The sequence below is a fragment of the Thalassotalea algicola genome, assembly GCF_012932965.1.
GTDB lineage: Bacteria > Pseudomonadota > Gammaproteobacteria > Enterobacterales > Alteromonadaceae > Thalassotalea_F > Thalassotalea_F algicola.
The window spans coordinates 504,429-528,102 of sequence record NZ_JABBXH010000003.1 but is presented as its reverse complement, the minus strand read 5'-3'; the positions used below and the strand labels follow the sequence as shown (position 1 = coordinate 528,102).

19 protein-coding genes are annotated in these 23,674 nt (G+C 38.4%); 2 read left to right on the top strand and 17 right to left on the bottom strand.

The window, feature by feature from the left end:
* The first annotated feature begins 110 nt into the window (after nt 1–110).
* Both rpoD and HII17_RS11090 read left to right on the top strand, forming a co-directional pair.
* Nucleotides 111–1,961 (top strand): RNA polymerase sigma factor RpoD, encoded by a 1,851-nt coding sequence (gene rpoD / locus HII17_RS11095; RefSeq protein ID WP_169075432.1) that lies wholly within the window; start codon nt 111–113, stop codon nt 1,959–1,961.
* A 101-nt stretch (nt 1,962–2,062) separates the two neighbouring features.
* A complete protein-coding gene (locus HII17_RS11090; protein WP_169075431.1) occupies nt 2,063–2,677 on the top strand; it encodes a hypothetical protein in 615 nt (204 codons plus the stop codon).
* A 34-nt stretch (nt 2,678–2,711) separates the two neighbouring features.
* Here HII17_RS11090 and HII17_RS11085 read toward each other — a convergent pair whose 3' ends face one another.
* The 17 genes from HII17_RS11085 to HII17_RS11005 form a co-directional block, all read right to left on the bottom strand.
* A complete protein-coding gene (locus HII17_RS11085) occupies nt 2,712–3,998 on the bottom strand; it encodes a response regulator (RefSeq protein ID WP_169075430.1) in 1,287 nt (428 codons plus the stop codon).
* 119 nt (nt 3,999–4,117) lie between these two features.
* A complete protein-coding gene (locus HII17_RS11080) occupies nt 4,118–5,296 on the bottom strand; it encodes a glycosyltransferase family protein (protein WP_169075429.1) in 1,179 nt (392 codons plus the stop codon).
* The gene (locus HII17_RS19325; RefSeq protein WP_328824526.1) at nt 5,289–6,041 is read right to left on the bottom strand and encodes an acyltransferase; all 753 of its coding nucleotides are present in this window, start codon (nt 6,039–6,041) and stop codon (nt 5,289–5,291) included. The genes HII17_RS11080 and HII17_RS19325 overlap by 8 nt, the downstream gene beginning before the upstream one ends.
* 133 nt (nt 6,042–6,174) lie before the next feature.
* Nucleotides 6,175–7,266 (bottom strand): glycosyltransferase family 4 protein, encoded by a 1,092-nt coding sequence (locus HII17_RS11070; protein WP_169075428.1) that lies wholly within the window; start codon nt 7,264–7,266, stop codon nt 6,175–6,177.
* Between the two features lie 11 nt (nt 7,267–7,277).
* On the bottom strand, nt 7,278–8,531 hold the full coding sequence (locus HII17_RS11065; protein WP_169075427.1) for a glycosyltransferase family 4 protein: 1,254 nt from the start codon (nt 8,529–8,531) through the stop codon (nt 7,278–7,280).
* Nucleotides 8,532–8,601: 70 nt separating this feature from the next.
* Entirely contained in the window at nt 8,602–10,020 is a 1,419-nt protein-coding gene (locus HII17_RS11060; protein WP_169075426.1) for an O-antigen ligase family protein, read from the bottom strand.
* Entirely contained in the window at nt 10,002–11,339 is a 1,338-nt protein-coding gene (locus HII17_RS11055; RefSeq protein WP_268969147.1) for a lipopolysaccharide biosynthesis protein, read from the bottom strand. Before HII17_RS11055 ends, HII17_RS11060 begins: the two co-directional genes overlap by 19 nt.
* Nucleotides 11,326–12,366, bottom strand: a complete 1,041-nt coding sequence (locus tag HII17_RS11050) for a glycosyltransferase family 4 protein (RefSeq protein ID WP_169075424.1) — start codon at nt 12,364–12,366, stop codon at nt 11,326–11,328. Before HII17_RS11050 ends, HII17_RS11055 begins: the two co-directional genes overlap by 14 nt.
* 219 nt (nt 12,367–12,585) lie before the next feature.
* On the bottom strand, nt 12,586–14,043 hold the full coding sequence (locus HII17_RS11045; RefSeq protein WP_169075423.1) for a sigma-54-dependent transcriptional regulator: 1,458 nt from the start codon (nt 14,041–14,043) through the stop codon (nt 12,586–12,588).
* Nucleotides 14,044–14,094: 51 nt separating this feature from the next.
* On the bottom strand, nt 14,095–15,621 hold the full coding sequence (locus tag HII17_RS11040; protein ID WP_169075422.1) for a SpoIIE family protein phosphatase: 1,527 nt from the start codon (nt 15,619–15,621) through the stop codon (nt 14,095–14,097).
* Complete coding sequence (locus tag HII17_RS11035; protein ID WP_169075421.1) at nt 15,621–17,882, bottom strand: response regulator; 2,262 nt, start codon at nt 17,880–17,882, stop codon at nt 15,621–15,623. Before HII17_RS11035 ends, HII17_RS11040 begins: the two co-directional genes overlap by 1 nt.
* Before the next feature lie 12 nt (nt 17,883–17,894).
* Nucleotides 17,895–18,599 (bottom strand): P-loop NTPase family protein, encoded by a 705-nt coding sequence (locus tag HII17_RS11030; RefSeq protein WP_169075420.1) that lies wholly within the window; start codon nt 18,597–18,599, stop codon nt 17,895–17,897.
* Nucleotides 18,599–20,704 carry an SLBB domain-containing protein gene (locus HII17_RS11025; RefSeq protein WP_169075419.1) on the bottom strand — a complete coding sequence of 702 codons (2,106 nt, stop codon included), beginning with the start codon at nt 20,702–20,704 and terminating at the stop codon, nt 18,599–18,601. The genes HII17_RS11030 and HII17_RS11025 overlap by 1 nt, the downstream gene beginning before the upstream one ends.
* Nucleotides 20,697–21,527 (bottom strand): OmpA family protein, encoded by an 831-nt coding sequence (locus HII17_RS11020; protein WP_169075418.1) that lies wholly within the window; start codon nt 21,525–21,527, stop codon nt 20,697–20,699. Before HII17_RS11020 ends, HII17_RS11025 begins: the two co-directional genes overlap by 8 nt.
* 1 nt (nt 21,528) lies before the next feature.
* Nucleotides 21,529–21,876, bottom strand: coding sequence for an STAS domain-containing protein (locus HII17_RS11015; RefSeq protein ID WP_169075417.1), 348 nt, complete (start codon nt 21,874–21,876; stop codon nt 21,529–21,531).
* A 189-nt stretch (nt 21,877–22,065) separates the two neighbouring features.
* Nucleotides 22,066–22,959 (bottom strand): gluconeogenesis factor YvcK family protein, encoded by an 894-nt coding sequence (locus tag HII17_RS11010; protein ID WP_169075416.1) that lies wholly within the window; start codon nt 22,957–22,959, stop codon nt 22,066–22,068.
* A gap of 69 nt (nt 22,960–23,028) precedes the next feature.
* Nucleotides 23,029–23,670, bottom strand: coding sequence for a sugar transferase (locus HII17_RS11005; protein WP_169075415.1), 642 nt, complete (start codon nt 23,668–23,670; stop codon nt 23,029–23,031).
* Nucleotides 23,671–23,674: the final 4 nt, after the last annotated feature.

Sequence of the window (23,674 nt, the reverse complement as noted above, 5' to 3'; positions counted from 1 at the left end):
ATTAATAATATAAAACATTATTAAACCGCTGGTAATTTTATCACCAACTTGCTAAAATTCACCGCTTACTGTTTAAAATTTGATAGCCATATATAGGTGGACATTCGTCGATGGATCAAGCCCCACAATCTAGACTTAAAGAGTTAATAACTAAGGGTAAAGAACAAGGTTATTTAACTTTTGCAGAAGTTAACGATCACCTCCCTCAAGATATTATCGATTCGGATCAAGTAGAAGATATCATTCGCATGATCAATGACATGGGTATTCAGGTATTTGAAAATGCACCTGATACCGATACCTTGATGATGAGCGAGGCCAACACAGATGAAGATGCTGCTGAAGCCGCTGCCCAAGCACTAGCTACGGTAGAAAGTGAAATTGGCCGCACAACTGATCCTGTACGTATGTATATGCGTGAAATGGGTACGGTTGAGCTTCTTACACGTAAAGGCGAAATTGTAATCGCTAAACGTATTGAAGAAGGCATTAAAGAAGTTCAACGCTCTGTTGCAGAATATCCACCAGCAATTAACTTCCTGTTAGAACAATGGGATAATTTTGTTGCGGAAGAAATTCGTTTAAGTGACATTATCGTAGGCTTCTTAGACCCAGACGCTGAAGATGAAGATGTAGCTGCTGCCGCAACACACGTTGGTTCTGAGCTTTCAGAAGACGAATTAGCTGATGAAGATTCTGACTTAGAGAAAAGTGACGATGATGAAGACGAGGAAGAAGTCGACACTGGTCCTTGTCCTGAGCAAGCAAAAGAAAAATTTGATGCGCTTCGTGATGCTTATGAAGCAGCAAATAAAGTTATTGATGCTAAAGGTCGCGGTCATGCAGATGCCCAAGCAGCTATAGATACAATTGCTGAAGTTTTCAAAGAGTTCCGCTTAGTACCAAAAGTATTCGACAAGCTAGTTAAAAACATGCGCGACGTTATGGACCGTTTACGTGTTCAAGAACGTCTAATCATGAAGCACTGTGTTGTCGGTGCAGGTATGCCAAAAGCAACCTTTATCAAAGTATTCCCTGGTAACGAAACTTGCCTAGAATGGTTTGAAGCGCAAAAAGCTGCAGGTGAGTCATACTCATCAAGACTTTCAGACATTGAGTTGGAAGTTGAACGTAGCGTACTTAAGCTTAAACAACTTGAGGAAGAAACTTTCTTAAACGTACATGGCATCAAAGACATCAACCGTCGTATGTCGATTGGTGAGGCGAAAGCCCGCCGTGCGAAGAAAGAAATGGTAGAAGCGAACTTACGTCTTGTTATTTCAATTGCTAAAAAATACACCAACCGTGGTTTACAATTCTTAGATCTTATCCAAGAAGGTAATATTGGTTTGATGAAAGCGGTTGATAAGTTCGAATACCGTCGTGGTTATAAGTTCTCTACTTATGCAACATGGTGGATTCGTCAGGCAATTACTCGTTCAATTGCTGACCAAGCGCGTACTATTCGTATTCCAGTGCACATGATTGAAACGATTAACAAACTTAATCGTATTTCTCGCCAAATGCTTCAAGAAATGGGTCGTGAACCGACTCCTGAAGAGTTAGCTGAACGCATGATCATGCCGGAAGACAAAATTCGTAAGGTATTGAAAATAGCTAAAGAGCCGATTTCAATGGAAACACCAATTGGTGACGATGAAGATTCGCACTTAGGTGACTTTATTGAAGATGGTAGCGGTGAATTACCAGTTGATTCTGCTACGTCTGAAAACCTTAAGCATGCTACTCATGAAGTACTAGCGGGTTTAACAGCACGTGAAGCTAAAGTACTTCGTATGCGCTTCGGTATTGATATGAATACTGACCATACACTAGAAGAAGTAGGTAAGCAGTTTGACGTAACACGTGAGCGTATTCGTCAAATCGAAGCGAAAGCGTTACGTAAATTGCGCCACCCTTCTCGTTCTGAGCAACTGAAGAGCTTCTTAGACGGCGAGTAAACTTCTAGCAAATTTATTCAAACATTTAAAAATCCAGCTTCCATGCTGGATTTTTTTATGCACCCGGCAAATACTAAACAAAAATAAAATCGGAAATCTCGATGCACACTTCCCTATTAGTTGCTTGCATATTACTAGTGCTACCTTATATTGTTTGCGCTCAAGAAAAGGCAAAATCTACATTTGAATTTACACCTTTTACTAGCTACCGACTAGGAGGAGATTTTGACGAAATTGCTGGCGACAATACTATAAGGCTAGAAGATAAAAATGGGTATGGGCTAATCGCCGCATGGCACTATGATCATAACAGGCAAGGAGAGTTATTGATTAGTCATTACGTTTCTAATTTCGACACAAACTTAGCAGAGTTACATGGCTCTGAAGTTGCGATTAGTTATGTACATCTTGGTGGCAATATTAAACTAAGCAATGGCATTGTACCTTTCTGGCTTTCAGGTGGAGTAGGCTTCACGCATTTATCACCAAACGCAAAACATTTAAACAGTGAAACTAACTTCTCAGCCAGTCTTGGACTTAATAGCAAATTGAGTCTCTCTGAAAATATGAAGATATTTATAGGCGGCCGAATATACGGTACATTTTTCGACTCTGAAAGTGAGGTTTTTTGCGACAGTACCGAATGTGCAATTTTCATAGAAAGCGAAATATGGATACAAAGTGAGCTTCTGTTAGGTGTAAACGTAATGTTTTAATAGCCCGAGTTTACTGCTCATTGGAATTGTTTTTTTAGGTGCTATGAGTATAAATAATAAGCTTTTGTTTGGTTTCTTCTTGTAATGATTTCAAGGAATCTATGTACATTTCCGTTAATTCAGTGTGTCGTGTCAACAAGCACTGCTCTAATTTATCAAATACATCTTGAGCTAATATTTCCCCGACTTTTAATTGAGAAACTGTTTTAGGCACTTCATATAAGTTATCGCCAGATGGATGACAAATCATTTTTTCAAATTCATTAACGATACTCTGACCGAAAAGCTTTTTAGCTAAGCGACTCAAGTTATTAAACGCTTGTAAGGGGGGGTGACTCTCGCCGTCGATTTGACCAGATATATACAGATCAAAAAAGACAACTAATGACAGCACCTTCGCTGCATCAACAATTGCTCCCGTTTTTTCCTCCAAACCATCCAATTCATCAACTTGGCAATGCTTACTTCCCCACACAAAATATGTGTTAGCCACAATACTCGCACTAGCTGAAAACATGGGGGGCTCACTTAGAATCTCACTACTCAAATCAGGCAGTTTTTGCCAGAAATGTTGTTGTTGAGGCTTCAAATCATTAAACGGTACTTTAGATAAATTTATTTCTTGTTCAGTCAGTGCTATACGATAAAACAACCCTGCTAAATATAATGCGGTAGAGACTTCAGGTTTTGTCGTTAAACGATTAAAAAGCACACGTGCTTGTTGTGCAATGCGCCTTGCATGCCCATTATTATCTTGAGTGTGACTTGATATTAGGTTTGCCGACAAATTCACTAAATCGTTATGTGAGCCAATTAAACGCTCATTTTGTTGTTGAACTTCTTCGCTGTTGCTCAACATCTCTGTATTTAGCAATTGTTCCTCGTCAGTTTTGTTTTGTAAATATTGATTTTTTTCCTTTAATTTTTTGATTGTTGAAAGGCGCTTATTTTCAGCTTTTAGCTCTGCTAACAAGCGTTCTATCGTTTGAATTAGATAGTCATTATTCCAAGGCTTCCCCAGATAAGCATGAACATGACCTAAGTTGATTGCCGCTTGAGCCATTTCCGCATCGGCATAACCAGTTAATACTATACGTCGAGATTTAGGGCTTATTTGAAATGCCTCCTTCAAAAGTTCTACACCAGTCATCTCTGGCATTTTCATATCACAAAGTATAATGTGTGTAGGCGATTCCTTAAAAAACGCTAAAGCTTTCAACGGTTCATTAAATGCGTGAACATGATAATTCTTCATTAGTAAGCGCTTTAATGCTCTAACAATTTCTTGCTCATCATCGACAAGTAAAATAGTCGGTTTCATTACAAGCTCTCCGTATGCTTATATTTATTTGGAAAAGGAAAATTCCTACACTTAGTTTAATAGTATCGTAAATAACGTATAGATAAATATATAGAAAACATTAACCTGCGTACAAATATTTAATATAAGTTTATTATATTCTCAATGTCTTCAACTCTCTGTTCCCACGAAGCATTTGCAACACTTTGTTGTCGTGCTGCAATATCGGCTTTTCTATTACAAATATTCGCTCTTAATATTGTTTGATAAAAGGGTTCACTGTTTTTTACCACCTTAACCAAATGTCTGTAGCCATCAAGCGCATTGAAGTTAGTGCTCGCTATAGACACGCCACTTGCTAAATATTCCTTTAATTTAAGAGGATTACACATCTCGATTTGTTTGTTATCAAAAAAAGGTAACATTGCTACTTGCCAGTTCTTAATATAATTCGGCAATAGCTGATGTGCTTTTGCCTCAATAAAATAAACATTATCCAGAGCTTTAAGCCTAGATACATCACACTCGATATTTCCCACCAGAACAAAATTCCATTGAGGAAGTGCTTGTGCACTTTCAAGAATTATATTTTGATCTAACCAAGCAGAAATACTGCCATAAAAACCAGCAATAGGTTTCCCTTTGGGCAAATCATACGGCCAATCAGCAAATTTTTGCGAAAATAGCGCAGTATCTACCCCATGAGAAATAGTAGCTGTTTTAGCAAATGGAAACTTTGTAGCAAGCTGCTTACTAGCCGTTAAAACATGCTTGGTAAGGGCCACTAACTTTTTTTCTTTAGTAGTAACAAATTTATGGTCTACTCCTTCTAGAGCACTGAAATCATCTCCGCAATAATAGACATGTGCTGAGTCTCCAAGTAGACCTATGTAATCAACTGCAGTTGGCAACGAGGTCCATACTAAAAGGTTAGCTCTATTAATATGCATCAACGCCTTAGATATTTGTCGCTTCAAAAGCATGCGATTAACCCAAAGTAATAGCGCATTATTTGTACATGGCATCACTAACGGGTCAATGACAATAAATTGATGTGCTCCTTTACTTCGATTAAGAGGTTTAGAGCTACTCTTTTGAAAAAATGAATTTACTTTACTAAAAACTCGTTTGATATCTCGCCATGTAATCCTCGGTTTTCTTAGTCCAATTGAATTTACCCAAATTATATCTCGTTGCAGCTTAAGTACATTGACTAAGTGTTGTGTAGAGCTAGGGTGCCTGCCCCAATCTTCACCAAAGACAATCATAGGACGACCTTTTTTGACAGAGTTGCTATTTCCCATGGTTGTATTATCCATAAGCCTGCTCCTTAATTGATTTCACTACTTTAGCTGGCACACCTGCCGCCAATACATAATCAGGAAGATTTTTAGTCACCACGCTCCCCGCTGCTACTATGGTTCCTTTACCTATGGTTACCCCTGGCATGACTTTTACTCCTGTTGCCAACCAGACATCATCATGTAAGAAAATATCACCTACTTGCGTTTTAGTATCAGGTAACCCTTTAGCTCTATCTTGGGCATTCACTGGATGGCCTGGATAGCCGGCTAAGTAGCAGTCGCCAGCAATACGGACATTATCTCCTATGAAAATCTTCTCCCCAACTGCAATCGAAGTTCGCCAACCGATACCCACGTTATCACCTATGTGGAGTTGAGGAATCTCACGCCCAACCGCTCGTCCACTTATTGTGGTTACTGCTGCTAAACGAACCTTATTTCCCATGGTAATCTCCAAGCTACCAATAACGACTGGCAAGCCACCATATAAGTAAAGCTTTCTAGGATTGTTTGCTAAACGTGACTTGAAGATAGGAGTAAAATAAAGAACCCGTAGTAAGTCCGACACCAATTGCTTAGTGCAAATATGGAATAAGTAAATTATTTTAAATAAAACAGGGATATTAGGCATTTCAATCGTTTTGACTCCACCCCACCCTGCCTTAATCAATTTCGCAAAAACATTATCACTGGTCTTTGCCCATTGTTTAGCATAGTGAATATTAAAACTGCTCATAATTAACACCTCAATGACCCACATGGTCACTTCTAATATCGAAACGTTTTGTGTTCTTACTTCTGCAGAATCCAAGCCAATAAAATATAAACTTATATAACAGCAACTTACCAACACCCAACTGTGTTAACTTGCAATTTGCAATTGTATTAATGCGCTATTGAGTTAATGCTTTTGTAATTTGCGAATAGCAAGCTTGTGAACTGTAGCGCAATGAGTGAATATACCCATTAGCCGCTATTTGCCTAAGCATAGGGGGATTATTAATTAGGACATATAATTGCTTAGCCAAGTGATTCGGATTATTTGGCTTAAATTTCAAGCAATTTAAGTTGTCTGTCAGTTGCGTATCCCAATAAGCTCCATCTTCAGGAATAACCACAGCAAGTTTTGCAGAAAGAGATTCTAATATCGAAAGGCCAAACGGCTCCTCCTCGGAGGTGGAGATGAAAATAGCTGAGCGTGCCCGAATATCAGGCAAATTATCAGGCTTTTCTTTAAATCGTATTTGGTTATTCGTATTATCCGGTAGTTCAACTCGATACTCACTTGAAGGCGGTTTGATATAGCAAATATTGGCGCAAACATGCGTCATTTTATATTTATTTCTTAATATGGAAATTGCCTCTAAGAATACATCCAGTCGTTTCCAGGGCAACAAAGAAGCACACCAGAATAGCTCTAATTCTTGACTGTTTATACGGGGCACGATTTCATTTTGATCAATCGCGTTAATAAAGCAACCGATTTTCGACTGAATGTCATTTTTTCTATCATTAATTAGACCATGTGTTTGATAGACAGAATCCTCCATGCTGGATAGACAGAAAATTTTATCCGCCTTTGTTAAACCATAAGCAGCAGATTTAGACTTAGGTATAGGGCCTTGCACCAATTGAATAATTTCAACATTAATAACTAAATTAAGAAGGTAAAGTGCAAAGTCAACCGTAGGCCCTGAAATACCAATTAGCCGCTTAAACCGTCTATCAATAAGCATGAAATAAACTATTGAACATGCAAAACATAAGTGCTTTAAGTAATATTTGATTCCGTTAGTTTTTCCTTGTAAGAATTTGGGAATCCACAGCTGGTGAATATTGGACGTAACATGTTGCCAAGTACTTAAGTCAGCAGTAATTACTGTGACTTTACATGTTGGAGGAAGTTGTTTAACAACACTTTTTGCAACCTGTTTTGAACCACCAAAATAGGGGACAGGGTCGAAAATTAAGATACCGTTATTCATGAAATACTCCTTTAGGATTGTATCGACATCCATTTAAAACTTCGAGTAATCAATTGAGCTAACTTGTTACTCCCACGTTTAATTATTGCCTGCATTAAACAACGCATGTGATATAGCAAAAATGTACTTAATCCGTCATGACACCTCTGTTCAATAACTTGGTTATAACAAGCATCGAATTGTTCAAACTGGCTTTGTTTATTAAAATTAGTGGATATGTGGGTATGTGCTGTTAAGGCAAAAATATGATAGCGTTTAGGTCGGCTTTTTAATTCATCTAATGCACCTATCAATGCGTCCAAGTCATTGGGAGCAATTAGACGAGCGTTAACCCCATCTTGGTAGATTTCATTTACCCCCGCAATATTAGTGGTAATAATAGGTAATTTTGCTAAGCTAGCTTCGGCTAACGTTAGGCCAAATACTTCTTCATTTGGCACTGAAACAAAACAATCAGCATTACTGGAATATAATGCGGCCACATTTTTTTGTTCTCCTAAAAAAAGCACTTGTTGAGATAATTTTTTGCTTTTAACTAAAGCTATTAAGTTATCCTTTTCTTCACCATCGCCAGCGACAACTAGCTTAAAATTAGAGCATTGGCCAAGTGCTTCTATTACCAATGCGACTGACTTTCTAGGAATTAATGATCCGATATAAAGCAAGACAACATCTTGTTCATGGGCGTTAACGAGGTTACGCAAATCAATAGGTTTGTTATCTATTGCTCGTCTTTTATCTATCCCGTTATAAATAACTTGCATCGATGCCAATCGGACTTCACGCTCACTAAACACATCAACCACACTTTGACTTACCCCAACAACATGGTCTGCACCGCTAAAACACAACATTAAACGGTCAAAATACTGATAGCGTGCATGTAAATGCAATATTAATGGTACTTTTGTCCATTTGCACGCAAAGGACAACCATTGACAAGGAGCACCATTATTACAATGAACAACGTCAACATTAAAATCGTGAATTAGGTGTATGGCCTTTTTCACTTGGCTAATAAACGAAGCAAAAGACCACCGAGGAAAAAACCAATACCCTAAACAGGCAAAAGGCTCTGTAATAACGGTTATATCCAGTTTTTCAGCCTCTTCACTGAGTACTCGACTATTACACCATAGTATTGCTGTATGGCCTTTCTGTTTAGCGGCGCTAATCAAATCGAGCAAAACAATTTCTGAACCACGCAACCAATCTTCACCAAAATGAACAAATAATATTCGCTTTTGTAAGGAAAATTGTTTCATAAATGCCTCCATTTATTAACTTCTCAGTATAAAATTGCAATTATCAAGCCACGTATTTTTCTTTTTATTTTCAATAGCTAAGAGGTTCTCCCTGCTTGAGTTTCGCATTCTGCAAATAAAAAGGTGACATCTTATTTTGTTGTTTCGCCAGTTGCTTTTCGCAATGTTTTGCTAAAGCAGCCACCATAGCCACTTGCAAATAGATAGGCCAAATAAACCCTTGAGTTAGGAATGTTCCAGAAACGATAAAACCAACAATACCGGCGGGCGCAGCATAAACTACTACTCTCATTCCGGGCGACAATGACTCTACCCCCTTATTTTTTAGGAGCTTCCAACTAACCTTAAACGTTGTGAAAACGAGTGCTACAAATAAGCCTAATCCTACAAATCCTGTTTCTGCAAGAACGCCAAACCAAGTAGAGTGAACCGCGTGATTTAATCCATCCCAATGAGCACTATAAAAAAAATAGTTATAGTAAAAGTTGCTAATCCCTACACCTCCAACAGGGTTATCAACTGCCATATTCCAAGCAGCTTGCCACGCATACAAACGCCCCATCGCTGATTCATCAATCCCCTCTTCTGCTGCTCCACCTGATGAACGTTCACTAATTCCTGCTATTGCAAATAAAAGTAATAATCCTATAGTGCCTACACTAATAATTAGCATTTTAGATTTCACTTTGTTGTATGCGAATACCCCTACAACGGCAACAAACCCAAGCAATCCTCCTCTGCTTTGCGTTGCTAATATCGCCATAAAAAGTAATATAAAGGCTATTACACCGAACAACCTTTCCCACCTCGGTAATTCTTTTTCCAGCATGGCGCTAGTAGCAAATGCTAAAGGATATAGAAGCACAAGGGCTAAATCATTTGGGTCCCCTAACAAAGATCCTATATCTCTGCCAATCGTTACTCGAGTTCCCTCTACCAAACCTATACCACTTGCCTTATTTAAAAGCGCAATACCTGCTACACAAAAGCCTGCGAGGATGAATATACGATGAGCCGCTACAAAGTGACTCTCTTTTCTCATCATCCATGCAACCACAAATGTCATTAAAATGACTTTGCTGTAAGTACCTGACCAAGCCTTAAATCCTACATCAACATTGGCAGAGAACGGCAACGTAAGCGTTACTAATGAAAAAAACAATGCGAGATATGTAAATTGTCGGCACCAATAAGGTGCTAAATTTTGCATGAAGAACAGACGAAGAAACACGACAAATAGTGAACCTAATGCTAGCAATTGTGGTAGCTTCAACGGAGACAATACAGGAAAAACCTCATGGATTCTAAAGAACGAAAATACTACAAATGCCAATACAACGAAGAAAGAAAATCGTAGTAGTCCCCATAGTAAAAAAGGTATCACACCGACGACTATTAATAGCATCGGGTTGGGAAATATATACAAGGTAATCGCTACTATAAAAAATAGAGCACACAACCCAAATAAATTTATTTTGCCGCCAGCCATAAAGGCGCCTCTAAATGCTGGCCAATGAACGTTATTAACACGAATGCACTTAACGCTGAAAATAAGTAAGTCAGTTTATATGGAAGGTATAAGCGACGTTGACTATGAAAATAGAACAAAAAAGTACGTACACTATACGCTACAAGTAATGATGCTATAGCACCCACCACATGATAGTTAGGTATTAAAACAAACAACAACAATGCGCCTACGACTGACGCAACCATGTTTATAACCATTTGCTTTTGACTATTTGCATCTATATAACATCCTAAATTTAGTAGCTCTGAAATTAATTTTAGTGACGTACATAATAATAAACCCGGTAGCAAATTCGCTGCGTGGTGATACTCTCTCGGGGTGAGCCATTGTATTAAAATTGGTCCAATTAAGCCTAATAAGGCACACATTGATACGGCCAGCACAGCTCCAAACGTAGCAAACTTAGCATTTAGGATAACGCCATCAGTTTGCTGCAACACACTAAAACGTTTCGGATACCACCAAAGTGTAAATGGCTGTATTAAAAGAACAGGCACTAAAGCAAACTTAAGCGCGATAGCATAAGTAGCTATGTCTTCAGCACCAAAATATTCTGCCAACAACCAGCGATCCAATCCAGCTAATGCAAAAGTAGCAGCCCCTCCGATAAGTATTGGCCAACCATAATTAACAATGCTTTTTAAATTAGCAGTTGAAAACTTAAATCCAGTTTCACGATACTGCAATTGGCAAAGGTAACAGGCGATAACTACTGTAGATATAGCGCCCGAAGCAAGAATACTCTCGACTCCTAACCCTTGCGTTAACCAGTAAAATGACATTGCTACCTGCAATATCACTTTTGCCATAGTCACTTTGAAGAATAAGCCTGCGCGAGCCGTTATCCTCACCCAGGCTAATGGTACGTTAACCACGCCTCCCAGCGCCAATGCGACGCCCAGCAAATATATTTCATGCTCTGTAATATTACCCGGCAAATACAGTGCAATAGCACTAGAGAAAAAATGAAAAAAAATATAAGCGATCGCAGCGATTATCACAGCTAAAAGCAAACATTCTGCTGCATGCTGTTTTTTACACTCATCTTGAGTTGCCAGGCCAACATAACGATACAAAGCCTCGACTAAACCAAACCCTAGAAATATCGATGCAAGATTAGAAAAAACGACAATAACTTCTAATCGACCATATTCTTCCGGCGACAAATAATGTGTATAAACAGGAAGCATGACTAAGGAAACTCCTTTCATCAAGAAAATTCCTACAGCATATAAAGCGGTTTCACCGAGAAAGCTCCGAATATTACGACTTAACATTGTTTAGCCCACTCATTGCTTGAATGTAAACCGCATAAATTTGAGGTATTACCGCATGACTAGAAAACTTATCTTTAATAATTTTACGGGCATTTTGAGCCAATAAATCAAAGCGGCTGCGCTTAAACTGAAGCACTTGATGTAAGGTTTCAATAAACAGCTGAGGTTTACATTCAGGAATCAACCAACCATTAACGTTGTGTTGAATCAATGTTGATAGCCCGCCGACATTGAATGCAATAACCGGGATACCACGGGTCATCGCCTCTAAAGCGACTAAAGGTAATCCTTCTGCTCTACTTGTAATACAAAGCACTTTAATATGCCGCCAGTGTGGCACCATTGAGTCAACCTGCCCCATTAATGTTAAATTTTGGGGTTTGCTTTCATCCACTAGTTCAAACAATGGGCCATCGCCATACATTACAAAGTCACAACTCGGTATAGCTTTTGCGACCTGTAAAAAGTAATCAGGTCCTTTTTCATGGCTCAATCGACCGACAAAGGCGATTTGATTTGGAGAAAACATGCCATTGGCGTGAAAAGTCGGCATGACAAAGTTTTGAATGACTTTGCAAGGGTGACCTAACTTACTCGATATTTCCGCGGAGACGCTAATACAATGGCTCCATTTAGCGGTGAACTTATCCAACCAACGGTAACACTGCATTTTCACGCTACCTTTTTCACCAGCATGAAACGTAGAAACAACAGCGATTTTTAAGTATTTACATACTAGCCGACCAAGGACTCCAGCTTTATAACCATGAGTATGTACAACATCTGTTGGTATATATTTGAGCATTTTATACAAGCTACGCAAGCTACCATCCAACTTGCATACAGATAAATCTTTAGACTGTTCTCCATCAAACACTGGGTGTTCACCATAGTCATTAAATAACACAATCGTAATGCTATGACCTTGCTGTTCAAAGCCTCTAGCCAAGTTAACCACATGCGTTTCAATGCCGCCAAAGCAGCGGCTATCTAACAATAGAACAATATGTAATGGAGAATTAGACATATGAAATCACCTTTTAATACTTTAGGTAATTACCATTTGCACAAACCAAGCCATAAGTTTTATTGTTTTATTTCAGTAGCTTAAAAAGGTTTACCAGTAGTTATTTGCACTCTGCAAATAACTACTTTCTAAATTGCAAAAAATATCTTAAAGATTAATTAGCCTTCCATAAATATATTGGCTAACTATGACTGAAGGTATCGAATTCGTTGTGGAAAATTATTCTTCCCACGCCTGTTTCTTTCGATATATCGTGGAAGGGCTAACATCTAGCATAGCCGCAGCTTTAGGTATATTGCCGCTACAATAGTCAATCGCACTCTCAATGGCACGTTTTTCCACAAGCCATAAAGGAATGATATCACCTATTGTTTCATTATTGTTTAACGCGGCTTGACAATTGGCATCAGCACTAGTCAATGTTTGTTGCTCTGCATCGTCTATTGTACTGCTTGAACTAAGCAATTGCTCAGTCACGCTTAATTCACCGCCGTTAACATAAGTTATTGAGTTAAGTGGTGGTGGCAACATATTGGCGTGGACAACTTCACCCGTATTCAAGACAACTAAATTACGAATGACATTTTCTAACTCTCGAACGTTGCCCGGCCAACTGTAAGAGAGCAAAATCCTCTCTGCATCAGCACCAAAGCGTTTAAAAAATTTATTTTCTTCGTTACTAATATCAATCAACAGCTTCTTTGCAATCTCAAGAATATCTTTACCACGTTCTTTTAACGCTGGAAGCGCAACAGGTATAACATGTAGGCGGTAATACAAATCTTCTCTGAATCGCCCCTCTTGTACTTCCTTTAACGGTTCTCTATTTGTTGCACAAACAAAACGTACATCTACTTTTTCTTGTCTACTGGAACCAACTTTTTGAAAAGTCCCCGATTGTATAAAACGCAATATTTTACTTTGTAAATCAATATCCATTTCACAAAGCTCATCCAAAAAAAGCGTACCTCCATCGGCCAGCATTGCAGCACCTTTTCGATCGCTTGATGCACCAGTAAAAGCTCCTTTTACGTGACCAAATATCTCACTTTCTATTAGATCTTTCGGAATAGCGGCACAATTTAACGCGATGAAAGCACCGTCCTTTCTCGCACTAAGTTGGTGAACAGCTTCTGCACAAAGCTCTTTTCCAGTGCCACTTTCTCCTGTAATAAATACAGTTGCATTACTTGGGGCTGCACTTTCAATAATACGATACACCCCTTGCATTACCATTGAGGTTCCAATTAAGCCGCAAAAGTCTTGACGTTCAAAGTTTTCACGATATTCATCAATCATCCTGCTCATCGTATGATTGTTAATGGCATTTCTCAGAGTAATTAATAAGCGTTTAGGCTCAACTGGTTTACTAATAAAGTCAAAAGCGCCAAATCTCATAGCATCTACCGCGACATCAACTGAGCCATGAGCAGTTAAAATAACGACAACTATTGGCAGGTTTTCTTTATGTATATATTTCAGGATATCCATCCCTTCCATATCAGGCAGGTTTAGATCCAATAATAAAATACGGGGACAATGAGTATGAATAATATCTAACGCTTTTTGTCCGCTATCAGCCATCATCAATTCATAGGGCTCATCGACTAAAAAGCCGGCATAAATAGCAGATAAAGTTGGGCTATCTTCTAGCAATAAAATTTGCGCTTTTTCCATAACTTACATCATTCCTTGAAGGAAGGTCTATTTACAGAAACTACCACTTTTTCACTTTTTTTCAATGACAACAATCGTTGTATCATCATTTATCTTGCCACAACTATGCTGAAAACAATTTAGCCATTGCTGACTTAAATCCGCAACCGACTGCTCCTCAGCCTGTTCATCAAAGGTCTTACTCTTGTCAACTAACAGATTAATAAACTGCTTAAGAGTATCTTGATCTCTAGCCCACTCTATAAAACCATCGGTATAAAGGAGCAGTCGCTGACCTGATGTTATTGGCAAAAACTGAGTTGGGTATTCAATATCTAATTTGACACCGGGTAAATGCCCTGAAACTTTAATAAATTCATACCCATCATTATTCATCATCATTGGTTGTGGATGGCCAGCGCTCGCGATTTCTATTCCATTTTTTGAAATTAAAACCGCAATGTATGTCACCAAACTTTGACTTAAAAGCGGGTCATCAAAAATTTGATTCGATAGCGCCGCCATCATTTTCGACAAATCAAAGTTCTGAACGCAATGAACATAACCAGAAAAAAAACCAGCAAAACTATGGGCAAACAACTTTGCTTGAACATCATGCCCCATCACATCTGCCAAAATAACTAAATCTTTGTCACCAACTTTTTGCTGAAAAATAAAGTCACCTCCGCCAGCAAAAGGTGAAATATTGCATGCTGCGATATCAAAATTCTCAATATTATTGTCAACTTTTGGTTTCAAAACATTGCTGAATTCTTTGTCACTTAAACTGTATATTTGTTGATGTCTAATTAATGCTCGTTCTACTGACAATGCCAATTTCTCTTTTTGGATAGGTTTGATTAAATAGTTGTCAATACCTAATCGATTAGCTTGCATTTCGAGATCAATATCGTCCTGAGCAGTGAGGAATATAAATGGTGTTTGTGCATAATCACTGTGCTCTGAAAGTTGTTTTTTTAACGTTATACCATCAATCTGAGGCATTGATATATCAGAAATTACTAAATCAAATCTAAACTTCTTCCCTGACGCAACAAACGATAAAAACTGTTGACCATCCTCAAATAATTGTACGTTGTAATAATCTGGCAAATAGCTTTTAATTATTTCCCGCATCATAGGTTCATCTTCCACTACCGCTATCGATACCTGACCTTTATTGGTTTTTTCTCTGGCAATAGAAAAGCGAACATAATTGACGTCATTAACACGTCGATATTGACATTCTGGAAACAAAGAATAAATGATATTCACTCCCATACCAGATTCATCAAATGTAAGGTGATTATCTGGATTAAGGGTAGCTATATCGTGATAAAAAGCGCCGCCATCATCGCTAATTTCAAACACTAAGCAATCATCATTTGTAGATATATTGAAACTTAATTGAGTTGCTGCAGGATTGGCATGCTTAACAACATTACTGGTAATTTCGGACAGCGCCAACAGAATATTGTTAGCCTCTTTTGAAGGAGTGCTCAATTTTTTCAACAACTTAGAGGTAGCCTGCCTTAGCAATTTTATTTCTGCGAGCCTGGGGCTTATCGTCAATGCTAATAAAGGTATTGATGCAATCATTATGCACTATCCAATAAATACTTTTGTTTTAATGAAGAAAGCGAACTAAATGCTAACTTGCTAACACCTGCGACTAGTTCAGGTAACTCATGCGCATTATTTTGTTGGCAGCTTAATTCCAATAATCTTGCTAAATCACCTAAAGCAATAGCACCTACGCTTGATGCGCTGCTTTTAATCGCGTGAGCTTCTTTTTCAATTTGTTGAATATCATCTTCAAGAGCCGCCTGTTTTATAACAACAATTCGCCTGTCAGTTTCTTTTATAAATAAATCAATAACTTTTATAAAAATATCATCTCCAACATCTATTTTAAGTTGATTTGTCACATCATGATTAAGAACCTCAACCTCTTCAACACGTTTAGTGTAAGTGTTGCTCACAGCACTTTTAGAAGTATTTAAATCTCCACATTCACTTACATTATTGTGGCGAGTTAATTTGAAAAACTCATGTATTTTAAACAGTAATACGTCTCTATTTATGGGCTTTTCAATAAATTCATTCATTCCAGCTTCAAAGCAATGTTGCATATCATCTTTGGTTACATTGGCAGTCATTGCCCATATCGGTAATTTGGCAAACTTATCTGATTTTGATCTGATTATTCTACAAGCTTGGGCTCCATCCATAACAGGCATTGATAGATCCATTAATACAAGTTGATAATCAAAGTCATCAACAGCCTTGATTGCTTCTTTACCATTATTAGCAATATCGACCTTGTAGCCTACTCGTTCCAACATAGTTCTAATAACTAGTTGGTTTGGTAAGCTATCTTCAACTACTAGAATATGCTCTCCAGCACCTATACAAGTGTACTCTCCCAAATTCAGTTCGGCATTTAAAGGTGCTCCTTGTCCAAATACAAACGAAAGCAATGCTGAATATGAATCTGTCCAAAACCGATCAAATTGAACACACTCCTGTTTTGTTGCTAAATTATTTTCTTCTTCGTACACAACAATTTTAGTAGGTTGAGATTTTTCTTGTACAAAGTTAACTTCACAACCCCATAAATGAAGCTGTTTCTTTAATGAAGCCTCACTATAACGACTAAAGTTATAACAAGTGAGCTGTTTGGGGCGCGCTAATTCAGAATCAATAATAGGACGAGAGTAGTACTCATGCGGTATAGCTACTAAAAAGGTGCTACCTTTACCTTCGGTAGAACCAACCCTTACTTCTCCTCCCATTAATTCAACAAGTTGTTTAGTAATAGCGAGTCCTAAGCCTGTTCCTTCAAATTGGCGCTTATAAGAAGAATCGGCTTGCACAAACTTATTAAATAACTTAGAAATGTCTTCATTTTTGATACCAATGCCAGTGTCCTTCACTTCAAAATGAATTAAATTTTCATTGCCATATACGCTAATTTCTACACCGCCCTCAAGAGTAAATTTGATGGCATTGGCGATTAAGTTTATTAAAATTTGCTTTACTCGTTGATCGTCAAGGAACAATTGCGCCGATAACTTAGGAGAAATGCAAAACATTAAGCCTATACCTTTCTCTTTCACTCGCTCAATGAATAGACTGTGCAGGTAATCTACTAATTCTATTGTATTGAGTTCTGCTGGCTTCAGCTGTAATTTTCCGGCTTCTATTTTAGAAAAGTCGAGAATATCGTTTACCAATGTAGATAATGATTCACCCGCTGTTAGAGCGTTGGAAATTAATGCACGTTGTGGTTCATCCAAATTAGTGCTTGAAAGTAACTCCATTGACCCAAGCATTGCATTCATAGGTGTGCGGATTTCGTGACTCATTACTGCCAAGAAGTTACTTTTTTCTTTTGAGCCAGAGTCAGCTAATTGCTTTGCCTGTTCTAACTCTTGATATAGATGATTAACACGAGAGCGCATTAAATTTCGTGTTTGTATCGCTTGTTTTATCGTTAAAATTAACTGCTCTGGATCCCAAGGTTTTTCTATAAAACTCCAGATTCTTCCTTTATTAATGGCCGACATTACAACATCTGATTCTGCATTCCCCGTTAACATTATTCGTATTGTTTCAGGGTAATTTTCAGCCACATGAGATAAAAACGTAATCCCATCCATTTCAGGCATTCTCATATCTGAAATAATTATATCCAGCTTTTCCTTTACGATTAGCTCAAGAGCTTCTATAGGGCTATTTGAAAAATAGAACCTTGCAGGTATGTTTCGCGTCAATCGTTTAATGGCGGCTAATATTGCACGCTCATCATCAACAAATAACACGCTAACTTGACCTTTATTTGCTTCGATAGTGGTCATTTGTTTATTCCTTTAAATCGATACTTTGAGCAGGGAACTAGCACTAAGTAGCTTCCTTATTTTATTCATTAAAGATGGCAGGTACTTGTCAAACTTGCGAGTTTCCCGCAACAACTCAGCTAATAATGTAGGGTTACTTTTATCATTTATGACCGTGCCAATAATATTTACTCGCATTGCTACAAGTTTGGCTATTCCTTCTTCTATTAAATTTGCAGGTGTTCTACCTGCCTCTACAACTAAAATTGCCCCATCGCACACTTGGCATACAGTATCTGCAGGAATGTTGTGTTGATTCAACATTGCCAAAGAAGCTGTATCAAAAATGACACAATCAAAATCGTTGAGCCAAAGGTTGATTGACTCAGCAAGCAAGCTCGCCTCACGATAATCTACCAGACTTGACTTAGCCTGTGTGGCTTGCAAAAGGCCGAGCTTTTTATCTTGGCTAGTTAACATCAATTGTTCGTCTTTATTTACATTGTTACTAGACAATACACTAGCTAACTTATCTTTGAAAACAGGGTTAAAAGTATTGAGTTCAACTAATAGAACACGCTTATTTGCAGATTGAGCTCGTTTAACCAATGCCTCAGCAAGCGTTGATTTTCCTTCTCCTGGTGCAGATGAAGTAATTGCTAGCGTACGATAGTTTGCCCCTATAGTTTGCCCATATATCGCTTCAACCTCAGAATATCGACTAGGTAAAACAACCATTAAATACCTCCTGCAATTACAACTAAAGACGCAATACTGACCATATCTTTTACATTCGAGATAAATACATTCCAATTACTATTAGAAATATCCGGCACAAAAACAGTATCACCTGTACGAACAAGTGGTAATGTGTTGAAATCGGGGCGTTCTACAAATGCTTCTAAATCAAAAACTTGGCTTTGGTTTTCGTTTGCGCTAGCGGTTGAAATGTTGACCACCATTATCTTTTCCAGATGAGCGTTCTCAGTAGGGCCACCAGCTTCAGCAAGTAAGTCTAGTACCGTCATTTCTTCACTAAACGTATAACGACCTGGCTTATCTACAGCACCTATAATCCTTACAGTTTGTTCCTTTTTCTTATCCAGCCAAACTTTATCGCGCTGCGGTATATAAATCGTGTCTCCTGCTCTGACTAAAGGCAATAAACTTTCATCACCAGTTTCAAAATATAGTCCTAAATCTACAGTGCTTACTTTAGTGCTATAGCCGTTGCGATGAGTCACTTTAACAGTATGAATGTCAGCATATTGAGTTGGACCATCTGCAGCAGATAAAATATCCAGAAAATGCAATTTATTGTCGAAAGCATAGCGCCCTGGTTGACCAACTTGGCCGAATACATAAATAGAGCTTTCTTGAGACTGACGCAGCCAACGAGCTTTATTGTCAATAACATCTCTTGGCTTTTCCGGTACTATGATGGTATCACCAGCACCTACTTCAGGTAATAATGAAAAATCCCCTCCATCAGAAATAAACGCGGCTAAATCAAAAGGTTTTTCTCGTGTTTTACGCCCGTTTTTCAATACTTTTATTTGTGAAATATCAGCATCTTGCGTTGGACCACCTGCGTGCGCAAGTATATCAAGAAACGACATTTCATCGCCCCACTCATAACGACCTGGTTTAATCACTGCACCTATGACACGAATTGCTCTATTCGGTGAAATCTTAAGCCAAGACTTTTCATTCATGTCTGTTTTTTCTGGTACAAAGATGGCATCGCCTGGCGATATTTTGGGAACATTGGTAACTGCTAACCCTTCGGTATAAGCTTGAAGATCAAATGCATCCACCTTTCCGGTCGTACGTATAATGCGAACCTGGCGAGTCTCAGCGAACCGAGTAGGACCACCAGCGTTTGCTAAAATGTCAAAGAATGCAGTACCTGTCGCAGCTTCGTACGCTCCTGGTTTGAATACTTCCCCCATAACATATACTGTTCGCAAACCAGTTTTAATTTCTTCCTCTTGAATAGGAACAAAAAGAGTTGAACCTGCTGTAATTACCGGCATATTTTCGGCATCGCCAGTATCCAGGTAATGTTTCAAATCAAATAGCTGAGGTACACCTTGGTTTATTACTCTAATGTGCTCAACTCCTGCATATCGTGTAACACCGCCAGCCCTCATCAACATGTCGACTACTGTATTCCCTGATTTATACGAGAACACCCCTGGCTTTAGCACCTCCCCAAAAACTTTAACTGCCGTTGCCGCTTCAGAACCATCACCACTTGCCGACAACGTCGCCGCATCAAATTCCATTTGCACATTGCCAATCAATGGCGATGCAGGAACAAAAATCACATCTAATGGTTGTAATTTAGGTAAAATGCTGAAATCTCCAGTATCGAGATATCTTTTATAGTCAAATGCATTGACAGTTCCTTGTCGATTAATTTGCATTCTATCCAGTTGAGCGCCGGCACTTGGCCCTCCAGCTTCTTGCAATGCCATTTGGATATTACCATCTGCAGGTAGATCGATAAGGCCAGGAGACTTTACAAAACCTAATACCCTAATAGGTAAGCGTCTCTCTACCAATTGAAGGGAGAAATCACCTATTGCACGGTACTCTTCACCAAGTAACTTTTTTAAGTAACTCGACGCCTTCTCGAGTGTCATACCAGCAAGCCCAACTTGCCCTATCTCAGGTAAAAACATTGATCCATCTCGTTTTATCTGAAAAGTATCTGCAAACTCAATTTCACCCGGAAGGTTAAGCTTTAGCACGTCACCAGGTCTCAGAGTCGAAACATCTTCAGCACAAGCGTAAATATTTATGAATATTGCAATTAAGAAAACGATTAACTTATTCATAGTCACCTCCCCTTATAGGGCTTGGCATTTCTATTACTAAATTGAGCGATAGTTGAGTAAACCGATTAAAAACCCTCTGCTGAGATGAAGTCTCGATATTTCTCAACATTAGTTCACCATTTGATACCAGCGTAATATTTTCAAACGGAATGCCACGTTCAAAGAAATATTCAGCAACGTTTTTTGCTCTTTCCCAACTAAGTTCGTCATTGTATTGTGCTGCCCCAAAACTGTCTGCATGCCCTAATACTCGTAAAGAAGAAGCAGGAAAATGTTGCATGAGTTTGACTAAGTTATCTAGCATTGGGAAATAAATAGGCTTAATCTTCGCTTGGTCAAAATCATGAAGCGTTTCTGTAATAATGTTATGTGAGGTAAGATCAACGGCTTCAGATTTTATCGTGCTTTCATCACTTTGCAGATTGTCGCTACATTGTTCGAATGACCCCGACTTATACCAGTCTTTTAAAACAGAAAACTTATTGGTTTCTTGGCAACCAAATTTACCTTCCACGTAGCTTTGGATGCACTGCAGCTTACGTATTTGGCGATCAAACTTGGTCAACGTAATGAACGCATCGTCATACATATGACCCGCATATTCTTGCTCTGTTTTATCTAATAGGCGATACGCAATCTTCAATTGTCCACTAATGCACCGATCACTGTCATTAATAGTTAATGTTGCTAATTCTTTACGAGAAGAAGCAATATAGTGCTCTACAGTTTCGCGCTCTACTTTTTGGGTTGAATCATATTCAACACTACTGCAGTTAAACAACGCAGGTATCAGTAATATGGAAGATAAAGTAAGACGTTTCATATTAAACCACCGCTGAGTTCACTTCTTCGGTAACATATTGCTCTAGCGACTTAAAACAGCGTATTGTTTTATCTAACATCAACATAGCAAATAGCTCTTTCGGTTGTTCATTCAAACCTACTACTGATACCAACTTCCCCTTAGCAACCATTCGTTTGTATAAATAAACGATCGCGCCAATACCTGATGAATCAATAAATTTTACGTCCTTAAGATCAAGAACGAGATCAGAAGAAAGTTGACTATAGGCTTCTAAGTCTCCTTTCATGGTTTGAACAGCATCGGCATCTAAGTCTTCAAACAATTTAATGACGACGTCGTTATTTAATTGAAATGTTTCATTTAACATATATACCTCGGTTTTTTCATGTGTTGCTATAAAGTTATGAGCAACGATCAGACCAAAAGATATAACAGTTAATTTTCAACAACTTAGAAAGACTGCAGCATTAGGCGACATTCAAGCTCTGCGTATTGAGTTGCAATTTGCAATTTGAAGATGGTGTTAGTATAAAAATGAGAAATTAGCGCTGATGCGTTAATCAAAAAGTAACTTGCTCAAAGCCGCTTTGAGCTGTGAAGCCTGATGTCGACCATTAGTGTCAGCATCAACATCAAGGATTGTAAAAGGTACATTCAATGATTCTGCTTCACCACTTCTAGTTCGAGGTATTAAAAGAGAAATAGGATGCATTATTCCAATAGAATGGATAAATTCAATTTGCCTATCTAGCTCATGATTCAAGTCGTCAAATTCTGCTTCAACGTTCACTATAAACCATATTTTTAGCTTTTTATTTCCATTAATTGCATCGATAACATTGTTAACTAATAGGTTAGGTAAAACACTTGTGTAAAAACTGCCAGGTCCAAGCAGAATTATCTCGCTTTTTGCAATTGCCAACAATACTTCTGGACTAGCATCAACCGCTGGGGATAAGGCTAAACTATCTAAACCTTTGACTGCATTATGGTCAACATTAAGTTCGCCATACACATAGCTACCATCTGTTAATGTTGCTATCAGGTGTGTCGCATGATCTGACATTGGCAAAACCTCTACGTTCACACCTAAAAATTCGCGCATTACTTTAACGCTATCAGTAGGTCTAATACACAATGAATCTACCGCACAACACATTAAGTTCCCCAAGCTGTGGCCGCTTAGTTCACCTAAATTATCAAAACGATACTCAAATAAAAGAGATTTAGTTGACTGTTTGTCGCTAAGTTTCGAAAGACAATATCTTATATCTCCCCAGGCAATTGAGTCACTCTGCTCCCTTAATCTGCCAGTTGAACCGCCGTTATCCGTGGTACAAACAATACCTGTTAGCATTAAACCTTCTATCTCGTACATCACAGATAGTAGGTGACCTAAACCATGTCCTCCCCCAATACAGGTTACATTGCGTAAATTACTCTTTGCCAAAATCTACGATCTCATTACTTTACCTTCATTTTATTAAGAGTAATCGTAGTTAATTTGTCAATAATTCATTTATCGGCCTCTACCTAAAACCATAATCATTACAGTTTTCAACATAATTTTTATATCCATATACAACCATCGAGTAATTGAAGTTAACGACATTGAATAAGCAAAGTCATATGCGATTTTAGAGCGTACGTCATCTAAAGACGTATCGTAGCCCTGGTTTATTTGTGCCAACCCAGTTATACCTGGGACAACTTGATAGGTGCGTTCATTATACAGGGGAATATTTTTCTCTAGATTTTCAGCGATCTCTGGGCGTTCTGGCCGAGGACCAATTAGAGACATTTCCCCCTTAATAACGTTGATAAACTGGGGCAATTCATCCAATCGAACCTTCCTTAAAAAACGACCAACACTCGTTAATCTATCATCGTTAGCACTCGCCCAAATTGCGCCTGTAGTGGCTTCGGCATCAACCCGCATTGTCCGAAATTTAATCATATTAAAGTAACGGATTTTATTGGGAGAAATGGCACCGACCCGCTGTTGTTTGTAAAAAATAGGTCCTTTACTAGTTAACTTAATTGCCGAGGCAATAATAACAAACAGCGGTAAAGTTAATACAAGACCTACAGAAGACACAGCAACATCAAACCAACGCTTTGTAGTTGCAACATTTTGAGAAATATAACCATTACTATTCATAGTA